This is a genomic window from Streptomyces sp. NPDC032091 (assembly GCF_055580265.1).
The window spans coordinates 268,750-284,800 of sequence record NZ_JBVILR010000009.1 but is presented as its reverse complement, the minus strand read 5'-3'; the positions used below and the strand labels follow the sequence as shown (position 1 = coordinate 284,800).

The following is a 16,051-nucleotide window of genomic DNA, read 5'->3' as shown; positions in this document are numbered from 1 at the left end:
GAGCGCCCTTGACAGGCCGGCCCGACACGGAAGGACGATGAGACTGACGGGAAAGCCCCAACCCCTCCCTGAGACCGCCCCGCCGAGACCCGGTCACCCCCCGACCCCGCCCCGCCCCCTCACCCCGCCGCACGGGGCAGCCTTCGCTGCCACGTGCGGTGGTACAGGACCTCCTCCCCCTCGCGGCAGACGACCTCGTTCGACGTGAGGAAGCCGCCCTCGTCGCAGGAGATCTCCGACCTCGTCCCCACCCGGACGTCCCAGCCCAGGTCCGGGCGGTGGAGCCGGATGTGCCAGTCCGAGCGGGTCCGGGCGGAGAGGGGGTCCGACTGCTGGATCTCGTACACCTCGGCCGCCTCCTCCTCGTACTCCAGCCCGTCCGGGTACACCCGCGTGCCCCCGTGGCGGGGGTCGACCTCCAGGCGCCAGGTGCCGCGTGCGACGTCCCGTACGACCAGGCGTTCCGGGCGGGGCTCGTCCAGGGTGGCGGGGTAGGAGACGCCCAGCGGCTCCGCCTGTTCCGGGGCCTCGAAGACGATCCCCTCGGCGCCGGGGGAGGCCGCGCGGACCGGGAGTTCCAGCGTGCTGCCCGCCGGGTCGAGGGTCCAGCCGGCCTCCGAGCCGGCCCGCGGCCAGATCCACGGCCAGTACGCGGAGGACAGGGACAGGCGGATCCGGTGGCCGGGCGGGAAGCGGTGGCCGATGCCGTTCAGCTCGAAGGTGACGTCCTCCCAGGCCCCCGCGGGCCACGGCACCGCCCGCTCCGGCCCCCGGCGGGCCGACAGGTTCAGCGCGCCCCGGGTCACCAGGGTCGAGGCCCCGTCCGGGGCCACGTCGCACAGGCGGGCCACGACCTGGCCGTACGGGACGTCCATCCGCAGCCGCAGGGTGACCGACGGGCGGCCCAGGACCTCCACCGGCTCGGCCGGGACCGGGAACTCGAAGCAGGCCGACTTCGCGTCCTCCTCCCGCTGGTCCGGCGGCAGGTCGGCGTCGTTGCCGAAGGGGCGGAACCGGCCGGCGTCCAGCCCGGTGTGCTGGGGCGAGGCGACGGTCACCGGCGCGCCCTGGAGCCCGTACGAGACGGGCACGACCGAAGGCGACGGCCAGGTCCTCTCACCCACCCAGCGGCCCGGCAGCTCCGCGTACGTGGTCGCCGGGCGGTGCGATTCGCTGATCCAGGCGCGCAGCAGCGGCTCGTCCACGGCCCCGTTGTCGGCGCCCTTCAGCCAGTGGTCCCACCAGCGCAGGGTCTCCTGCAGGAAGCCGATCGCCGGCCCGGGCGGGAGTCCGCGGTCGGGGTACTGGTGCGACCAGGGGCCGATCAGGCCGCGGACCCGGCCGGCGGGCAGGGCGGAGACCAGGCGTAGCACGGTGTCCCGGTAGGGGTCGTGCCAGCCGCCCACGGCGAGGACGGCGGCGCGGATCGCCCCGTAGTCCTCGCGGACGCTGCCGTGGCGCCAGTAGTCGTCGCGGGTCTGGTGCGCGAGCCAGGTGTGGACCAGCGGCTCCAGGCCTTCCAGCCGGTCCAGCCACCGTTCGCGCCAGTCGTCCCCGGCGTAGCGGGGGTCCGGGGGGCGGGCGGCGAAGGCGAGCAGGGCGGCCGACCAGGCGTGCAGGTCCACGGCCAGGACGGAGCCGCCCATGTAGTGCGCGTCGTTGTCGAAGCGGTCGTCCGTGGAGCAGATGGTGACCACCGCCTTGAGGGGTTCCGGGGCGAGGGCGGCGATCCGGAGGCTGTTGAAGCCGCCCGAGGCGATGCCGAACATGCCGACCGCGCCGGTGCACCACGGCTGCGCCGCGAGCCACTCCACCACCGCGACCCCGTCGGCCGGCTCGTGCGCGTCGTGCGCGTCGCCGGGGCGGCCCCCGCTGCACCCGTGGCCGCGTGCGTCCACCCGTACGGAGGCGTAGCCGTGTCCGGCGTACCAGGGGTGGCGCTGCCAGTCGCGCGGGGCGGTCCAGTCGGTCAGCCGGGACGGGAGGTACTCCAGCAGGGCGGGGACGGGTTCGCCGGTGACCGGGCGCCAGATCCGGGCGTACAGCTCCACCCCGTCGGGCATCGGGATCCGGACATCCTCGTGGGCGGTCGCGTACGGGAACTCGGTGCGGATGATCATGGGGGTTCGGTCACGCTCCCTCGGTGGGCGCCCTCAGTGGACGGGGTGCAGCGTCAACCAGCCGATGCCCTTTCGGCGCGTCTCCGACAGTCATCGTTACGGACAAAACAGATTCTCCGGTTTTTTCGGCTCTCACTGAACATACCGGTGCGCATCGGGCGCTGCGCGCGTGCCCGCCGGAGGCCCGCCGGACGGCTGCCGGGCAGGTGCTCTGCGTGATCGAAAACAGACCCGATACGCTGGCTTGAGTGATGGCAGCGACACATTGACAATCCATGTGATCGTCATCGGATCGTCAGCAGACAGGAGTACCCCTCGTGACCGTCGTCGGGCCGTTCGGACTGAGCGTGCGGGACCAGGCTCTTGAGGCCGATGTCCAGGCCGGACTGGCCGCTGTCGAAGCGGGTCTGCTGGAGGCCACCAAGAGCGAAGTCCCCTTCATCACCGAGGCCGCGCAGCACCTGGTGCGTGCCGGGGGCAAGCGGTTCCGGCCGCTGCTGGTGATGCTCGCGGCGCAGTTCGGTGACCCCTACGCGCCCGGGATCGTGCCCTCCGCGGTGGTCGTGGAGCTCACGCACCTGGCCACGCTCTACCACGACGACGTCATGGACGAGGCGGAGGTCCGCCGCGGGGTGGAGAGCGCGAACGCCCGCTGGGGCAACTCGGTGGCGGTCCTGACGGGTGACTTCCTGTTCGCCCGTGCGTCGCACATCCTCGCGGACCTCGGGCCGGAGGCCGTGCGCATCCAGGCGGAGGCCTTCGAGCGGCTGGTGACGGGCCAGATCCTGGAGACGGCCGGCCCGCGCGACGGCCGTGACCCGGTCGCCCACTACCTGGACGTCATCGCCGGCAAGACCGGCTCGCTGATCGCCGTCTCCGGCCGCTTCGGCGCGCTGATGTCCGGGGCCGACGAGTCGGTGGTCGACATCCTGACCCAGTACGGCGAGCGTCTCGGCACCGCCTTCCAGTTGGCCGACGACGTCCTCGACATCGCCTCCGATTCGCACGAGTCGGGCAAGACCCCGGGCACGGACCTGCGCGAGGGCATCCCGACGCTGCCCGTGCTGCGGCTGCGGGAGACGGCCGAGCGCGAGGGGCGCGAGGAGGACCTGGAGCTCGTCCGCCTGCTGGACGGGGACCTGACGGACGACGCCCGGCACGCCGAGGTGCTCTCCCGGCTGCGGGTGCACCCCGCGCTGGAGCAGGCCCGCCGCGACACCGTCCAGTACGCGCAGGACGCGCGCGCCATGCTCGCCCCGCTGCCGGACTGCTTCGCGAAGTCGGCCCTGGAAGAGCTGTGCGACGCGGTGGTCCACCGCGCGGGCTAGCCCCCGCCCGACGTACCGGAACGGGCCCCTCCGTCTTCGCGACCCCTACGGGTCGGGGGAGAGGGGCCCTTCCCGTGTCATCCCACGGTCGTACGCGGAGTTGATCCCGGGGACTGACGCCCCCCGCCCGCCGTTTTGGTCAGATGGATCCATCGAAACCCCACCGGATCGGGTGAGTGCGGCGACAACGGTCGCCGCCCTGGACAAGAGGGCAGGGCTCTGAGATGGCAGCGAACACGAAGACCTCGCGCAAGGCCGCGCGCTACGCCGTACCGGTCGCGGTGGCGGGGGTCGCCGCGGCAACCGTCGCGATGGTCCCGGCCTTCGCCACCGCAGGCGGTCCGGACCTGCCCAAGGTGACGGCGCAGCAGCTGATCGAGAAGGTCGCGGCCTCCGACGTGCAGCAGCTCTCCGGCAGCGCGAAGATCACCACCGACCTGGGCCTGCCGACCCTGGCCACCGGGCTGCTGGGCGGCGCCGGGGTCACGGGCGGCTCCGCCAACCCCGAGGACAAGATCGCGCAGCTGGCGAACGGTACGCACACCCTGCGCGTCGCGGCGGACGGTCCGGACCGCCAGAAGCTCACCTTCCTCGACGGCAAGGACGAGTACACCCTCGTCCACAACGGGAACGACGTCTGGGGCTACGACAGCAAGTCCAACGAGGCCTTCCACGACAAGAGCGACCGGGCGGGCCAGGAGCACAAGACGGGCGACCGGCTCGCGGCCTCCCCGCAGCAGATCGCGCAGGACATCCTCAAGCAGGCCGGTCCCACCACGGACGTCACGGTCGGCGACACCGCGCAGATCGCCGGGCGCGACGCCTACCAGCTGGTGCTGAAGCCGAAGCAGAGCGGTTCCACCGTCGGGTCCGTCCAGATCGCCGTCGACGCCAAGAACGGCGTGCCGCTGCGGGTCCAGCTGCTGTCCGCCCAGGGCGGCAAGCCGATCGTCGAAGCGGGCTTCACCCAGGTGGACTTCGGCAAGCCGGCCGCCGACTCCTTCGCCTTCACCCCGCCCAAGGGCGCCAAGCTCACCGAGGGCTCGCACCCGGGCCTGGCCGGCAAGGACGGCAAGGGCGGCAAGGGCGCCAAGGACGACGAGCGCTTCAAGGCGCTGGAGTCCCTGCCCGGCTTCGGGCAGCTGGCCGGCGGGGCGCACGGCAAGGGCGATGTGAAGGTGCTCGGCGAGGGATGGTCGACGGTCGCGCGGATCGACTCCGGCGCGGGCGTGAACCTCAAGGACGTCGAGAACGACAAGAACACCCCCAAGGAGGCCAAGCAGTTCCTCAACTCCCTCGGGGACAAGGTCCACGGGAAGTTCGGTGAGGGCCGGATCCTGTCGACCCGCCTGGTCAACGCGCTGATCACGGACGACGGCAAGGTCTACGTCGGCGCGGTCACCAAGGACCAGCTGGTGAAGACGGCCGACTCCGCCAAGTAGCGGCGGCGACGCACGAGGGTGGCCCGGGACGTGTGTCCCGGGCCACCCTCGTGCCGTTCCCCTCCTGCGTACAGCGCGACCGCTGTACCGTGATGGACATGTCGAGACACGTCACCATCCGCCTGGACGAAGAGTTCCACGACCGCCTCAAGGCGCGCGCGGCGGCGCTGGGGACGACGGTCACCGCGCTGATCACCGAGGTCACGGAACGCGAACTCGACGAGGACCGGAAGAACTTCCTTTCCGGCATAGAGGAGTTCGCGGACCACTGGGGCTACTTCCAGGAGCGGTTCGGCAATTGAAGATCACCATGGAGTGGGCCTGGACCGCGCTGGCCCACCATCTGCCGTCGGACCCCGCCGTGTGGGACCCCTCCGGGGTGGCCGCCGCCGTCGCCCGGCACCAGAACGACCTGGTGCTGGTGCCCGAGCAGCCCGCCCCCGACACGGCCTGGCGCGCCGCAGCGTTCCTGCACACCCTCGCCGTCTGCCCGGCGCTGGAGTCCCCGATGAACGAGTTCTACGCGGCCGCGGCCACCCGCTCGTACCTGAGGGTGGCCGGTGCCAGGCAGTTGCCCTCGCCCGAGGACCTCGGCGACCTGGTCGAGGACGCGAAGCTGGGCCGCGCGGACGTCTCCGCGGTCGCGCAGCAGCTCCGCGTCCTCATCCAGGAACCGGTCAGAAGGTGATCTTCCAGCTGTTGATGTAGCCGGTGTCCTGCGCCGCCACGTCCTTGACCTGGAGCTTCCAGACCCCGTTGGCCACCTCGCTGGACGCGTTCACCGTGTAGCTCGCGACCACGTTGTCGGCGGAGTCCGAGCTGGAGGAGTTCTTCAGCCGGTACGCCGTGCCGTCCGGGGCGATCAGGTCGATCACCAGGTCACCGCGGTAGGTGTGGACGATGTTCACGTCCACCTTGGTGGTGGCCGGGGCGTTGCCGCTGACACCGGAGACCGTGATCGGCGAGCTCGCCGCGGCGCCGGGGGAGTCGGGGATGTTCACGTCCGCGGTGTTCTCGAAGGACGGCCCGGGCGGGACCGGGGTGCCCGCCCCGAGGTTCCAGATCGCGTAGGCGATGGCGTCGGAGTTGCGGTCCAGGGCGGTGTCGTTGATGTTCGCCGCGGTGTCGCAGGAGGAGTGGTAGCAGGCGTCGAAGGCCTTGCCCGAGGTGCCGCCCCACTTCTGTGCCTGGGCCGCCGTCTTCGTGTAGTCGGCGCCGGAGAACAGGCCGCCGACGGCGATGCCGGCGTTCTTGAACGGCGCGTGGTCGGAGCGGCCGTCGCCCTCGGTCTCGATCTCCGTGGGTATGTTCAGGCCCGCGAAGTACGTCTTGAAGGTCTGCTCGATGGTCGGGTCGTCGTCGTAGACGAAGTAGCCCGGGTTCGGCGAACCGATCATGTCGAAGTTCAGGTAGCCGGAGATCTTCGACTTCTCCGCCGCCGGCAGGCTGTTCACGTAGTACTGCGAGCCGACCATGCCCAGCTCCTCCGCGCCCCACCAGCCGAAGCGCAGGTGCTTGGTGGGCTGGAGCTGCGCGCGCGAGACGGCCAGCGCCGTCTCCAGTACGGCTGCCGAGCCGGAGCCGTTGTCGTTGATGCCGGGGCCCGCGGTCACCGAGTCCAGGTGGGAGCCGGCCATCAGGACCGAGCCCGGGTCCCCGCCCGGCCAGTCGGCGATCAGGTTGTAGCCGGTGGCGCCGCTGGAGGTGAAGGTCTGGAGGGTGGTGGTGAAGCCGGCCGCGTCCAGCTTGCCCTTCACGTAGTCGATCGAGGCCTTGTAGCCGGCGCGGCCGTGGGCGCGGTTGCCGCCGTTGGCGGTGGCGATCGACTGGAACTGGGACAGGTGCGCCTTGACGTTGGCCAGCGGGATGTCGGGCGGCGTCGGCGCGGCGGTGACGGCTGCGGGTGCCGCGGCCGCGAGCGCCCCGGAAGGCGCGGCGAGCGCGGCGGGGGCGGTGGCGGCGAACAGCCCAGCGACCGCGATCGCGGTCACGGCGGTCACGCGCCGGGAGACGGACAGGCTCATGTGGGGGCTCCGGGATTCCGTGGGGGATGATCCGTCGGGGATGAGACGGAACGTGCGGGAATCGTGCAGGTGAGCGTTGGTGCGTCAGTGCGAGCCTGATGTTCAGCGAGAGCATGACTGACCGTCAAGAGCGCAATCCGGTCAGAGTCGTTCGGAATGCGGACGATCCCCGGCACGGGAGTCCGTACCGGGGATCGCGGGGTGTATCGGGGGAAGAGGGACGGGTCCGCCCGGCGGGGCCGGGGGAGCCGGAGGAGCCGGGGGAGCCGGGGGAGCGGTTACGCGGGCTCGTGGCTCGGCGCCGGCGCGGAAGCGACGGCCGCGGTTCCGGACGCCTCGCGGGCCCCGGTCGCCGCACCGGCCAGCCGGGCCCGGGCGCGGCGGGAGGTCCGCAGGGCGTCCCAGGTCAGCACGACCAGGGCGACCCAGACCAGGCCGAAGCCGGCCCAGCGCTCGGGCGGCATCGCCTCGTGGAAGTAGACGACGCCGAGCGCGAACTGGAACACCGGCGCCAGGTACTGGAGCAGCCCCAGCGTGGACAGCGGCACCCGGATCGCGGCGGCCCCGAAGCAGATCAGCGGGATCGCGGTGACCAGCCCCGTCGAGGCCAGCAGCGCGGAGTGCCCGAGCCCTTGTGAGGTGAAGGTGGAGCGGCCCTCCACCCCCAGCCACAGCAGGTAGCCGAGCGCGGGCAGGAACAGCAGGGCCGTCTCGGCGGTCAGCGACTCCAGACCGCCCATGTCGAGCTTCTTCTTGATCAGCCCGTAGGTGGCGAAGGAACAGGCCAGCGCCAGCGAGATCCACGGCGGCCGCCCGTAGCCGACGGCCAGCACCAGGACCGCGGCGAAGCCCACCCCGACGGCCGCCCACTGGGACCGGCGCAGCCGCTCGCCGAGGACCAGCACGCCGAGCGCGATGGTGACGAGCGGGTTGATGAAGTAGCCGAGACTGGCCTCCACGACGTGGCCGTTGTTGACCGACCAGATGTAGAGGCCCCAGTTCACGCTGATCACGGACGCGGCCAGCGCGGTCAGCCCGAGCTTGCGGGGCTGGCGGACCAGCTCGCCGATCCAGCGCCAACGGCGCAGTGCGACGAGCGCGACCGCGACCACCGCCAGGGACCACACCATGCGGTGGGCCAGGATCTCGATCGCCCCGGACGGCATGAGCAGGGGCCAGAACAGGGGGACCAGCCCCCACATCCCGTACGCGCCGAATCCGTAGAGCAAACCCGTGCGCTGCTCGTTCTCCGCCTTCACGGGACCTCCAGTGCTACTTCCGGCCAATCTCACAACCTCACGACGGTATCGCCGGACGAGGCTGCTGTCATGCCCGTCAGATGGAGATACTCATGACAGTCGTTCGCTCCGGCCTCAGGCGAGGGCGGCGGTGATGGCCTCGGCGACCGGGGTGGTCGGCCGCCCGATCAGCCGCGCCAGGTCGCCGCTGGTGCCCGCCAGCCGGCCGCGCGCGATCGCCGCGTCCACGTCCACGAGGATCGCCGCGAACCCGTCGGGCACCCCGGCGCCGGTCAGCACGGCCCGGTGGGCGTCGCCCGCCACCGCCGCGTACGCCACCTCGCGCCCGGACTGCCGTGCCACCTCGGCGGCGTACTCGGCCAGGCTCCAGGCGGTGTCCCCGGAGAGCTCGTAGACCCGGTTGAGGTGGCCCTCGCCGGTCAGTACCGCCGCGGCGGCCGCCGCGTAGTCGGCCCGGGCCGCCGAGGCGATCCGGCCCTCGCCCGCACTGCCGACGACCGCGCCCTGCTCCAGGACGACGGGCAGCTGGGCGGTGTAGTTCTCGTGGTACCAGCCGTTGCGCAGGAAGGTGTAGGGGAGGCCGGAGTCGAGGATGGCCTGCTCGGTGGCCTTGTGCTCGGCGGCCAGCTCGAAGTCCGCCTCGGGGCCGCCGAGGATCCCGGTGTAGGCGAGCTGGGCCACCCCGGCCGCCTCCGCCGCCTTGATCACGGCGGTGTGCTGCGGGACGCGGCGCCCGACCTCGCTGCCGGAGATCAGCAGGACCCGGTCGCCGGCCCGGAAGGCGCCGGCCAGGCTCGCGGGGTCGTCGTAGTCGCCGACCCGTACCTCGATGCCCCGGGCGGCCAGATCGGCGGCCTTCTCCTCGCTGCGGACGACGACGGCCAGCTCGGCGGCGGGAACCTGGGCCAGCAGCTCCTCGACGACGAGACGGCCGAGGGCTCCGGTGGCTCCGGTGACGACGATGCTCATGATGCGCTCCTGTGGTGGGCGGGGGATTCTTCACTATCGTACAGAAAGCGCTAACTTTTAGAAAGTGCAGTCGGGTCGCGACACGACGGAGCCCGGACCCCGTGGAACGGGATCCGGGCTCGTGTGACGTCGCGGGGCCGCGCCGGCTCTCAGCCGATGACGGTCCAGGTGTCGTTGCCGGTGAGCAGCGTCGCCAGGTCCCCCTTGCCGCGCTGGTCGACGGCGGTCTCCAGCTGGTCGGCCATGAGGGTGTCGTAGACGGGTCGCTCGATGCTGCGGAAGACGCCGATGGGTGTTTGGTGGAGGGTGTCGGGGTCGGCGAGGCGGGAGAGGGCGAAGGCGGTGGTGGGGGTGGCGGCGTGGGCGTCGTGGACGAGGACGCGGGCTTCGTTGTCCGGGGTGACGGTGACGACTTCCAGGTCCCCGGTGCGTTCGTTGCGGATCACGCCCTTGGCCAGGTCTGTCCCGAAGCGGATCTGCTGCCCGTGTTCGAGGCGGATGACGGCTTCTTCGGCCTGGTCTTTGTCCTTGAGGGCTTCGAAGGCGCCGTCGTTGAAGATGTTGCAGTTCTGGTAGATCTCGACGAGGGCGGTGCCGGGGTGGTCGGCGGCCTGGCGCAGGACCTCGGTGAGGTGTTTGCGGTCGGAGTCGACGGTCCGGGCGACGAAGGAGGCCTCGGCGCCCAGGGCGAGGGAGACGGGGTTGAAGGGGGCGTCGAGGGAGCCCATGGGTGTCGACTTGGTGATCTTGCCGAGTTCGGAGGTGGGGGAGTACTGGCCTTTGGTGAGGCCGTAGATCCGGTTGTTGAAGAGGAGGATCTTGAGGTTGACGTTGCGGCGCAGGGCGTGGATGAGGTGGTTGCCGCCGATGGAGAGGGCGTCGCCGTCGCCGGTGACGACCCAGACGGAGAGGTCGCGGCGGGAGGTGGCGAGGCCGGTGGCGATGGCGGGGGCACGGCCGTGGATGGAGTGCATCCCGTAGGTGTTCATGTAGTACGGGAAGCGGGAGGAGCAGCCGATGCCGGAGACGAAGACGATGTTCTCGCGGGCGAGGCCGAGCTCGGGCATGAAGCCCTGGACGGCGGCGAGGACGGCGTAGTCACCGCAGCCCGGACACCAGCGGACCTCCTGGTCCGACTTGAAGTCCTTCATCGACTGCTGGGCCTCGGCCTTGGGTACCAGGGACAGCAGGGTGGGGGCGTCGGTCACCTCAGTCATTGATGGCCTCCTTGAGAACCGTCGCGAGCTGCTCCGCCTTGAAGGGCATTCCGTTGACCTGGTTGTACGACTGGGCGTCGACCAGGTACTTCGCCCGGATCAGGCCGGCCAGCTGTCCGAGGTTCATCTCGGGCACCACGACCTTGTCGTAGCGTTTCAGGACCTCTCCGAGGTTGCTCGGGAAGGGGTTGAGGTGGCGCAGGTGGGCTTGGGCGATGGGGGTGGCGGCGAGGCGCAGGCGGCGGACGGCGGCGGTGATGGGGCCATAGGTGGATCCCCAGCCCAGGACGAGGGTGCGGGCGCCGTCGGGGTCGTCGACCTCCAGGTCGGGGACGGTGATTCCGTCGATTTTGGCCTGGCGGGTGCGGACCATGAAGTCGTGGTTGGCCGGGTCGTAGGAGATGTTGCCCGTGCCGTCCTGCTTCTCGATCCCGCCGATCCGGTGTTCCAGGCCGGGTGTGCCCGGGACCGCCCAGGGGCGGGCCAGGGTCTGCGGGTCGCGCTTGTAGGGCCAGAAGACCTCGGTGCCGTCGGGCAGGGTGTGGTTGGGGCCGGTGGCGAACTGGACGCTCAGGTCGGGAAGGTCGGCCACGTCCGGGATCCGCCAGGGCTCGGAGCCGTTGGCGAGGTAGCCGTCGGAGAGCAGGAAGACCGGGGTGCGGTAGGTCAGGGCGATGCGGGCCGCCTCCAGCGCGGCGTCGAAGCAGTCCGCCGGGGTGCGCGGCGCGACGACGGGCACGGGGGCCTCGCCGTTGCGGCCGTACATGGCCTGCAGGAGGTCGGCCTGTTCGGTCTTGGTCGGCAGGCCGGTCGAGGGCCCGCCGCGCTGGATGTCCACGATCAGCAGCGGCAGCTCCAGCGAGACGGCCAGGCCGATGGTCTCCGACTTCAGCGCCACCCCCGGACCCGAGGTGGTGGTCACCCCCAGCGCCCCGCCGAAGGCGGCACCCAGCGCCGCGCCGATGCCGGCGATCTCGTCCTCGGCCTGGAAGGTCCGCACACCGAAGTTCTTGTGCTTCGACAGCTCGTGCAGGATGTCCGAGGCCGGCGTGATCGGATAGGAGCCCAGGTAGAGCGGCAGGTCGGCCTGGCGGGCCGCCGCGATCAGCCCGTAGGACAGGGCCAGGTTCCCCGAGATGTTGCGGTAGGTGCCCGTGGGGAACGCGGCCGTCGCCGGCGCGACCTCGTAGGAGACGGCGAAGTCCTCGGTGGTCTCCCCGAAGTTCCAGCCCGCCCGGAACGCCGCCACGTTCGCCTCGGCGATCCGCGGCTTCTTCGCGAACTTGTGCCGCAGGAAACTCTCCGTGCCCTCCGTGGGACGGTGGTACATCCACGACAGCAGACCCAGCGCGAACATGTTCTTGCTGCGCTCGGCCTCCTTGCGGGTCAGCCCGAAGTCCTTGAGCGCCTCCACCGTCAGCGTCGTCAGCGGCACCCGGTGGAGGTGGTAGGCGTCGAGGGAGCCGTCCTCCAGCGGGGAGGTCGCGTAGCCGACCTTGGCCATCGGGCGCTTGGTGAACTCGTCGGTGTTGACGATGATCTCCGCCCCGCGCGGGACGTCGGCGATGTTCGCCTTCAGGGCGGCGGGGTTCATCGCGACCAGCACGTTCGGCGCGTCACCCGGAGTGAGGATGTCGTGGTCCGCGAAATGCAGCTGGAACGAGGACACCCCGGGCAGGGTCCCGGCAGGGGCACGGATCTCGGCGGGAAAGTTCGGCAGCGTCGAAAGGTCGTTGCCGAAGGACGCCGTCTCCGAGGTGAAACGGTCACCCGTCAGCTGCATACCGTCACCCGAGTCACCCGCGAAACGGATGATCACCCGGTCGACACGGCGGATTTCCTTGCCGGCACCATCGGGCCGAGGCGCGCTGCGCTGCTCACCGATGGCCCCGCCGGCCCCGTCGGCCTGCTCGGCCGGACTACTGACCTGGCTGGTCACTGAACTGGACCTCCTTCGAGGCGCGGGCGTTCACTCCCAAGGCCAACCCTACGTCCGCGACGTCATTCGTCCCTGGGTCGCCCGCATTCTGGACCGCCCCGCGCGGGGCGGTCTGTCCGACAGACGTCGTGCTCTATGCGCAATATTCCAAATCGCCCGGCCGTCGCACGGCGGCACCGCCGCGTGCCTTGACTGACAGAGTGTCAGTCGATCAAGACCTGAGGTAGGTCAGAACCGCCAGTACGCGCCGGTGATCCCCGTCACTCGGAGACAGGCCCAGCTTCATGAAGATATTGCTCACGTGCTTCTCCACGGCCCCGTCACTCACCACGAGCTGCTTGGCTACAGCGGAATTCGTCCGTCCCTCCGCCATGAGTCCGAGCACCTCGCGCTCGCGGGGGGTCAGGCCGGCCAGCACGTCCTGCTTGCGGCTGCGGCCCAGCAGCTGTGCCACGACCTCGGGATCCAGGGCCGTACCCCCTTGGGCCACCCGGACGACGGCGTCCAGGAACTCGCGCACCTCGGCCACGCGGTCCTTCAGCAGGTAGCCCACCCCGGTGGTGGAACCGGCCAGCAGTTCGGTGGCGTACTGCTCCTCGACGTACTGCGACAGCACGAGCACGCCGATCCCGGGGTAGTCGCGGCGCAGGCGGACCGCGGCCCGTACGCCCTCGTCGGTGTGTGTGGGCGGCATCCGTACGTCGGCCACCACCACGTCCGGCAGCGCTCCCTCGGCCGCCAGGTCCGCCACGGTCTTGACCAGGGCTTCCGCGTCACCGACGCCTGCCACGACGTCATGCCCCCGGTCGGTCAGCAGCCGGGTCAGGCCCTCACGGAGCAGCACTGAATCCTCGGCGATGACGACCCGCACCCTGTTATCCACGTTGTGAAGCTCCCGCCCACTCGCATACCCACTCGGCATGCCAAGCATCCCAGCCGAAGCCCCGGTTCCGGTCCGTCCGGGATCAAGGCCGGGGGCGGGAGCCCGCCCGGTACGGGAGGCCGCCCGGTACGGGAGCCGTCGGCGTCAGGCGCGCCAGGGCAGCTCCGCCGTCACCGTCGTGCCCCGGCCCCGCGCCGAGTCCACGACCAGGACGCCGTCCACCGCGTCCAGCCGCTCCGCCAGCCCGGCCGTCGGACCGCTGCCCTCGGCATGGCCGTCGTCCGCGACCCGGATCATCAGCCGCCGCCCGGACCGCCACACGTCCACGCTGGCGCTGCGCGCGCCCGCGTGCCGGCCGACGTCCCGCAGCAGCTCGGACACCGTGAAGTACGCGATCCCCTCGATGGCCGGAGCCGGCCGGGCCGGCAGATCCACCTCCACCCGTACCGGAACGGCGCAACGCGAGGCCACCGACGACAGCGCCGCGTCCAGGCCCCGGTCGGTCAGCACGGCGGGGTGGATCCCCCGGGCCAGGTCCCGCAGCTCCTGGAGCGCGATCTTCACTTCCCCGTGCGCCTCGTCCACCACGCGCGCGGCGGCCCGCGGGTCCTCGGCCAGCTTCTCCTTCGCCAGCCCCAGGTCCATGGCCAGCACCGCCAGCCGCGCCTGCGCCCCGTCGTGCAGCTCCCGCTCGATGCGGCGCAGGTCGGCCGCCGCGGTGTCGACGACCACGCCGCGGTCGGACTCCAGCTCGCTGACCCGGTGGTCCAGCCGGGACGGGCCGAGCAGCCCGGTGACCAGGACCCGGTCGACGGTCACGAGGCCCCGGACGACCCAGGGCGTGACCAGCGTGAACCCCAGCCCGATCGCACCCGCGGCGGCGATGGCCCACGGCGAATCGAGGTAGAAGGTGTAGTCGCCGTTCTGGAAGAGCTGCAGCCCGGGCAGGTCGGTGAAGGCCGGGAAGACCCAGAACCAGAGCGGGTACAGCAGCATGCCCCACCCGTAGCCCCACAGCGCGAGCGCGAGGCAGGAGGAGAACACCGCCCAGGGGAAGTGGATCACCGAGTACAGCACGTGCCGCCAGGCGCTGCCGCTCTTCAGCAGCGCCCCCATCGCGGCCGGCACCCCCGGCTTCGCCGCCCGCACCGGCGCCGGATCCCCGACCGGCACCCGCAGCAGCCCGCGCACCCGGGCCCGCTCCACGTGCCCGAACCCCCGGCACATCGCGAGCACCCCGGCCAGTACCGGCACCCCGACGAACGTCACGAGCAGCCCGGCTCCGGCGGACACCCCGGCGATGGCGAGCCCGAAGTACAGGGTGCTCAGTGGCAGCCCGACCAGCAGAAACAACAACTCCCGCCACATCCGCCCCGCCACAGGCGCCAACAACACGGCCCGACCCTTCCCCATGACTCCGCCCCACCCTTCATCTCATCCGGCAACCCCTCCACCCTCCGCCGCGCCCCGCCCTCGACACCATCCAGCGGGTCGGCGTCTCACCAGGGGGGTTAACCCCACCACGACCTTCCGGCCCCGCCCGGGGGCCCCTCCCACCGGTAGCCGGGGGAGTTCGAGGCGCGGGGTCCGGGGCGGAGCCCCAGGGAGCCACGGCCTAGCCGCGCCCGCGCCACGGCAGCTCCGCCACCACCACCGTCCCCGCCCCGGCCGCGGACTCCACCACGAACCCCCCGTCTACCGCCCGCACCCGCTCCGCGAGCCCCGCCAGCCCGCCCCCACCGGACATCCGCGCCCCGCCCCGCCCGTCATCCGCGACGCGGATCAGCAGCCGCGCCCCCTCCCGCCACACCTCGACGCCCGCACCCCGCGCCGCCGCGTGCTTGCTCACGTTCTGCAGCAGCTCCGACACCACGAAGTACGCGATCCCCTCGATCGCCTCCGCCGGCCGCTCCTCCAGCCGCACCGACACCTTCACCGGCACCAGGCACCGCGCCGCCACCGACGACAGGGCCGCGTCCAGCCCCCGGTCCGTCAGCACCGCCGGATGGATCCCCCGCGCCAGGTCCCGCAGCTCCTGGAGGGCGAGCTTGACCTCCCCGTGCGCCTCGTCGACCATCGCCGCCGCCCCCTCGGGGTCCTCCAGCAGCTTCTCCTTGGCCAGGCCCAGCCCCATGGCCAGCGCCACCAGCCGCGCCTGGGCCCCGTCGTGCAGGTCGCGCTCGATCCGCCGCAGGTCGGCCGCCGCGGTGTCCACGACGACCCCGCGCCCCGACTCCAGCTCGGCGATCCGCTGCTCCAGCCCGTCGGAGGGGGACAGCAGGCCCCGTACCATCAGCCGGTCGAAGTTCGCCAGCAGACGCACCACGTACGGCAGCACCGGCCAGAGCACGAACAGCCCCACAAAGGCGATACTGAAGGTCAGCACCCCCCAGGGCAGCCGGATCAGCTCGAACAGCATGGTCCGCCACGCCACCGGGTCCTTGATCCCCGACCACAGCCAGGGGAAGAACCCGCCGGAGCGCCGCACCCCCGGCAACGGGCTCGGCTCGTCGACCCGCACACCCAGCAGGGCCCGCGCCCGTCCGCGTTCGAGCACACCGAGCTGCCGCGACAGGGACAGACCGGCCAGCAGCACCGGCAGGCCGATCACCGTCACCGCCAGCCCGCCCGCCGTCGCAAGCATGACAACCGTGTAAATGAATCCGATCAACGCCACCGGCAGATTGAGAAGCAGGTACGCGATCTCCTTCCACGTGGACCCGTCGAAGGCGGGCCGGACGGGAGGGGGAGCGGCGGCATGATCGTTCGCGGTCATGCGGCCCAGCCTGTCAATTCCACCCCGGCAATGCCATGGGGTGACCAGGCGGGAGTAAACGGGGGGTAACCCCACCCTGTGCGGACCAGGGCCT

At 71.6% G+C, this 16,051-nt stretch carries 13 protein-coding genes; 4 read left to right on the top strand and 9 right to left on the bottom strand.

Annotated elements, in window-relative coordinates:
• Nucleotides 1–119: 119 nt before the first annotated feature.
• Complete coding sequence (locus ACZ5NJ_RS17850; RefSeq protein ID WP_468765925.1) at nt 120–2,120, bottom strand: CocE/NonD family hydrolase; 2,001 nt, start codon at nt 2,118–2,120, stop codon at nt 120–122.
• 317 nt (nt 2,121–2,437) lie between these two features.
• On the opposite strand from ACZ5NJ_RS17850, the gene ACZ5NJ_RS17845 reads away from it, so the two are divergent.
• The 4 genes from ACZ5NJ_RS17845 to ACZ5NJ_RS17830 all read left to right on the top strand — a co-directional run bounded on the left by ACZ5NJ_RS17845 (nt 2,438) and on the right by ACZ5NJ_RS17830 (nt 5,578).
• Nucleotides 2,438–3,448, top strand: a complete 1,011-nt coding sequence (locus tag ACZ5NJ_RS17845) for a polyprenyl synthetase family protein (RefSeq protein ID WP_468765923.1) — start codon at nt 2,438–2,440, stop codon at nt 3,446–3,448.
• Between the two features lie 224 nt (nt 3,449–3,672).
• On the top strand, nt 3,673–4,890 hold the full coding sequence (locus tag ACZ5NJ_RS17840) for a LolA family protein (RefSeq protein ID WP_468765921.1): 1,218 nt from the start codon (nt 3,673–3,675) through the stop codon (nt 4,888–4,890).
• A 98-nt stretch (nt 4,891–4,988) separates the two neighbouring features.
• The gene (locus ACZ5NJ_RS17835) at nt 4,989–5,192 is read left to right on the top strand and encodes a ribbon-helix-helix domain-containing protein (protein ID WP_344163314.1); all 204 of its coding nucleotides are present in this window, start codon (nt 4,989–4,991) and stop codon (nt 5,190–5,192) included.
• Entirely contained in the window at nt 5,189–5,578 is a 390-nt protein-coding gene (locus ACZ5NJ_RS17830) for a hypothetical protein (RefSeq protein ID WP_468765919.1), read from the top strand. Before ACZ5NJ_RS17835 ends, ACZ5NJ_RS17830 begins: the two co-directional genes overlap by 4 nt.
• Here ACZ5NJ_RS17830 and ACZ5NJ_RS17825 read toward each other — a convergent pair.
• From ACZ5NJ_RS17825 to ACZ5NJ_RS17790, 8 genes are all read right to left on the bottom strand, one after another.
• Nucleotides 5,568–6,914, bottom strand: coding sequence for a M28 family metallopeptidase (locus ACZ5NJ_RS17825; protein WP_468765917.1), 1,347 nt, complete (start codon nt 6,912–6,914; stop codon nt 5,568–5,570). The genes ACZ5NJ_RS17830 and ACZ5NJ_RS17825 overlap by 11 nt on opposite strands.
• Before the next feature lie 278 nt (nt 6,915–7,192).
• Nucleotides 7,193–8,173 (bottom strand): EamA family transporter RarD, encoded by a 981-nt coding sequence (gene rarD, locus ACZ5NJ_RS17820; protein ID WP_468765915.1) that lies wholly within the window; start codon nt 8,171–8,173, stop codon nt 7,193–7,195.
• A 114-nt stretch (nt 8,174–8,287) separates the two neighbouring features.
• Nucleotides 8,288–9,142 carry an SDR family oxidoreductase gene (locus ACZ5NJ_RS17815; protein WP_468765913.1) on the bottom strand — a complete coding sequence of 285 codons (855 nt, stop codon included), beginning with the start codon at nt 9,140–9,142 and terminating at the stop codon, nt 8,288–8,290.
• Nucleotides 9,143–9,291: 149 nt separating this feature from the next.
• Entirely contained in the window at nt 9,292–10,359 is a 1,068-nt protein-coding gene (locus tag ACZ5NJ_RS17810; RefSeq protein WP_468765911.1) for a 2-oxoacid:ferredoxin oxidoreductase subunit beta, read from the bottom strand.
• On the bottom strand, nt 10,352–12,298 hold the full coding sequence (locus ACZ5NJ_RS17805; RefSeq protein WP_468765909.1) for a 2-oxoacid:acceptor oxidoreductase subunit alpha: 1,947 nt from the start codon (nt 12,296–12,298) through the stop codon (nt 10,352–10,354). Before ACZ5NJ_RS17805 ends, ACZ5NJ_RS17810 begins: the two co-directional genes overlap by 8 nt.
• Nucleotides 12,299–12,509: 211 nt before the next feature.
• Nucleotides 12,510–13,169 (bottom strand): response regulator transcription factor, encoded by a 660-nt coding sequence (locus tag ACZ5NJ_RS17800; RefSeq protein WP_468765945.1) that lies wholly within the window; start codon nt 13,167–13,169, stop codon nt 12,510–12,512.
• A 156-nt stretch (nt 13,170–13,325) separates the two neighbouring features.
• Complete coding sequence (locus ACZ5NJ_RS17795; RefSeq protein ID WP_468765907.1) at nt 13,326–14,594, bottom strand: sensor histidine kinase; 1,269 nt, start codon at nt 14,592–14,594, stop codon at nt 13,326–13,328.
• 202 nt (nt 14,595–14,796) lie between these two features.
• A complete protein-coding gene (locus tag ACZ5NJ_RS17790; RefSeq protein ID WP_468765905.1) occupies nt 14,797–15,957 on the bottom strand; it encodes a sensor histidine kinase in 1,161 nt (386 codons plus the stop codon).
• Nucleotides 15,958–16,051: the final 94 nt, after the last annotated feature.

Coding starts and splice junctions, on each gene's coding strand:
- ACZ5NJ_RS17835 (WP_344163314.1), top strand. CDS start 4,989: ATGTCGAGACACGTCACCATCCGCCTGGACGAAGAGTTCCACGACCGC.
- ACZ5NJ_RS17815 (WP_468765913.1), bottom strand. CDS start 9,142: ATGAGCATCGTCGTCACCGGAGCCACCGGAGCCCTCGGCCGTCTCGTC.
- ACZ5NJ_RS17790 (WP_468765905.1), bottom strand. CDS start 15,957: ATGACCGCGAACGATCATGCCGCCGCTCCCCCTCCCGTCCGGCCCGCC.
- ACZ5NJ_RS17825 (WP_468765917.1), bottom strand. CDS start 6,914: ATGAGCCTGTCCGTCTCCCGGCGCGTGACCGCCGTGACCGCGATCGCG.
- ACZ5NJ_RS17850 (WP_468765925.1), bottom strand. CDS start 2,120: ATGATCATCCGCACCGAGTTCCCGTACGCGACCGCCCACGAGGATGTC.
- ACZ5NJ_RS17810 (WP_468765911.1), bottom strand. CDS start 10,359: ATGACTGAGGTGACCGACGCCCCCACCCTGCTGTCCCTGGTACCCAAG.
- ACZ5NJ_RS17795 (WP_468765907.1), bottom strand. CDS start 14,594: ATGGGGAAGGGTCGGGCCGTGTTGTTGGCGCCTGTGGCGGGGCGGATG.
- ACZ5NJ_RS17840 (WP_468765921.1), top strand. CDS start 3,673: ATGGCAGCGAACACGAAGACCTCGCGCAAGGCCGCGCGCTACGCCGTA.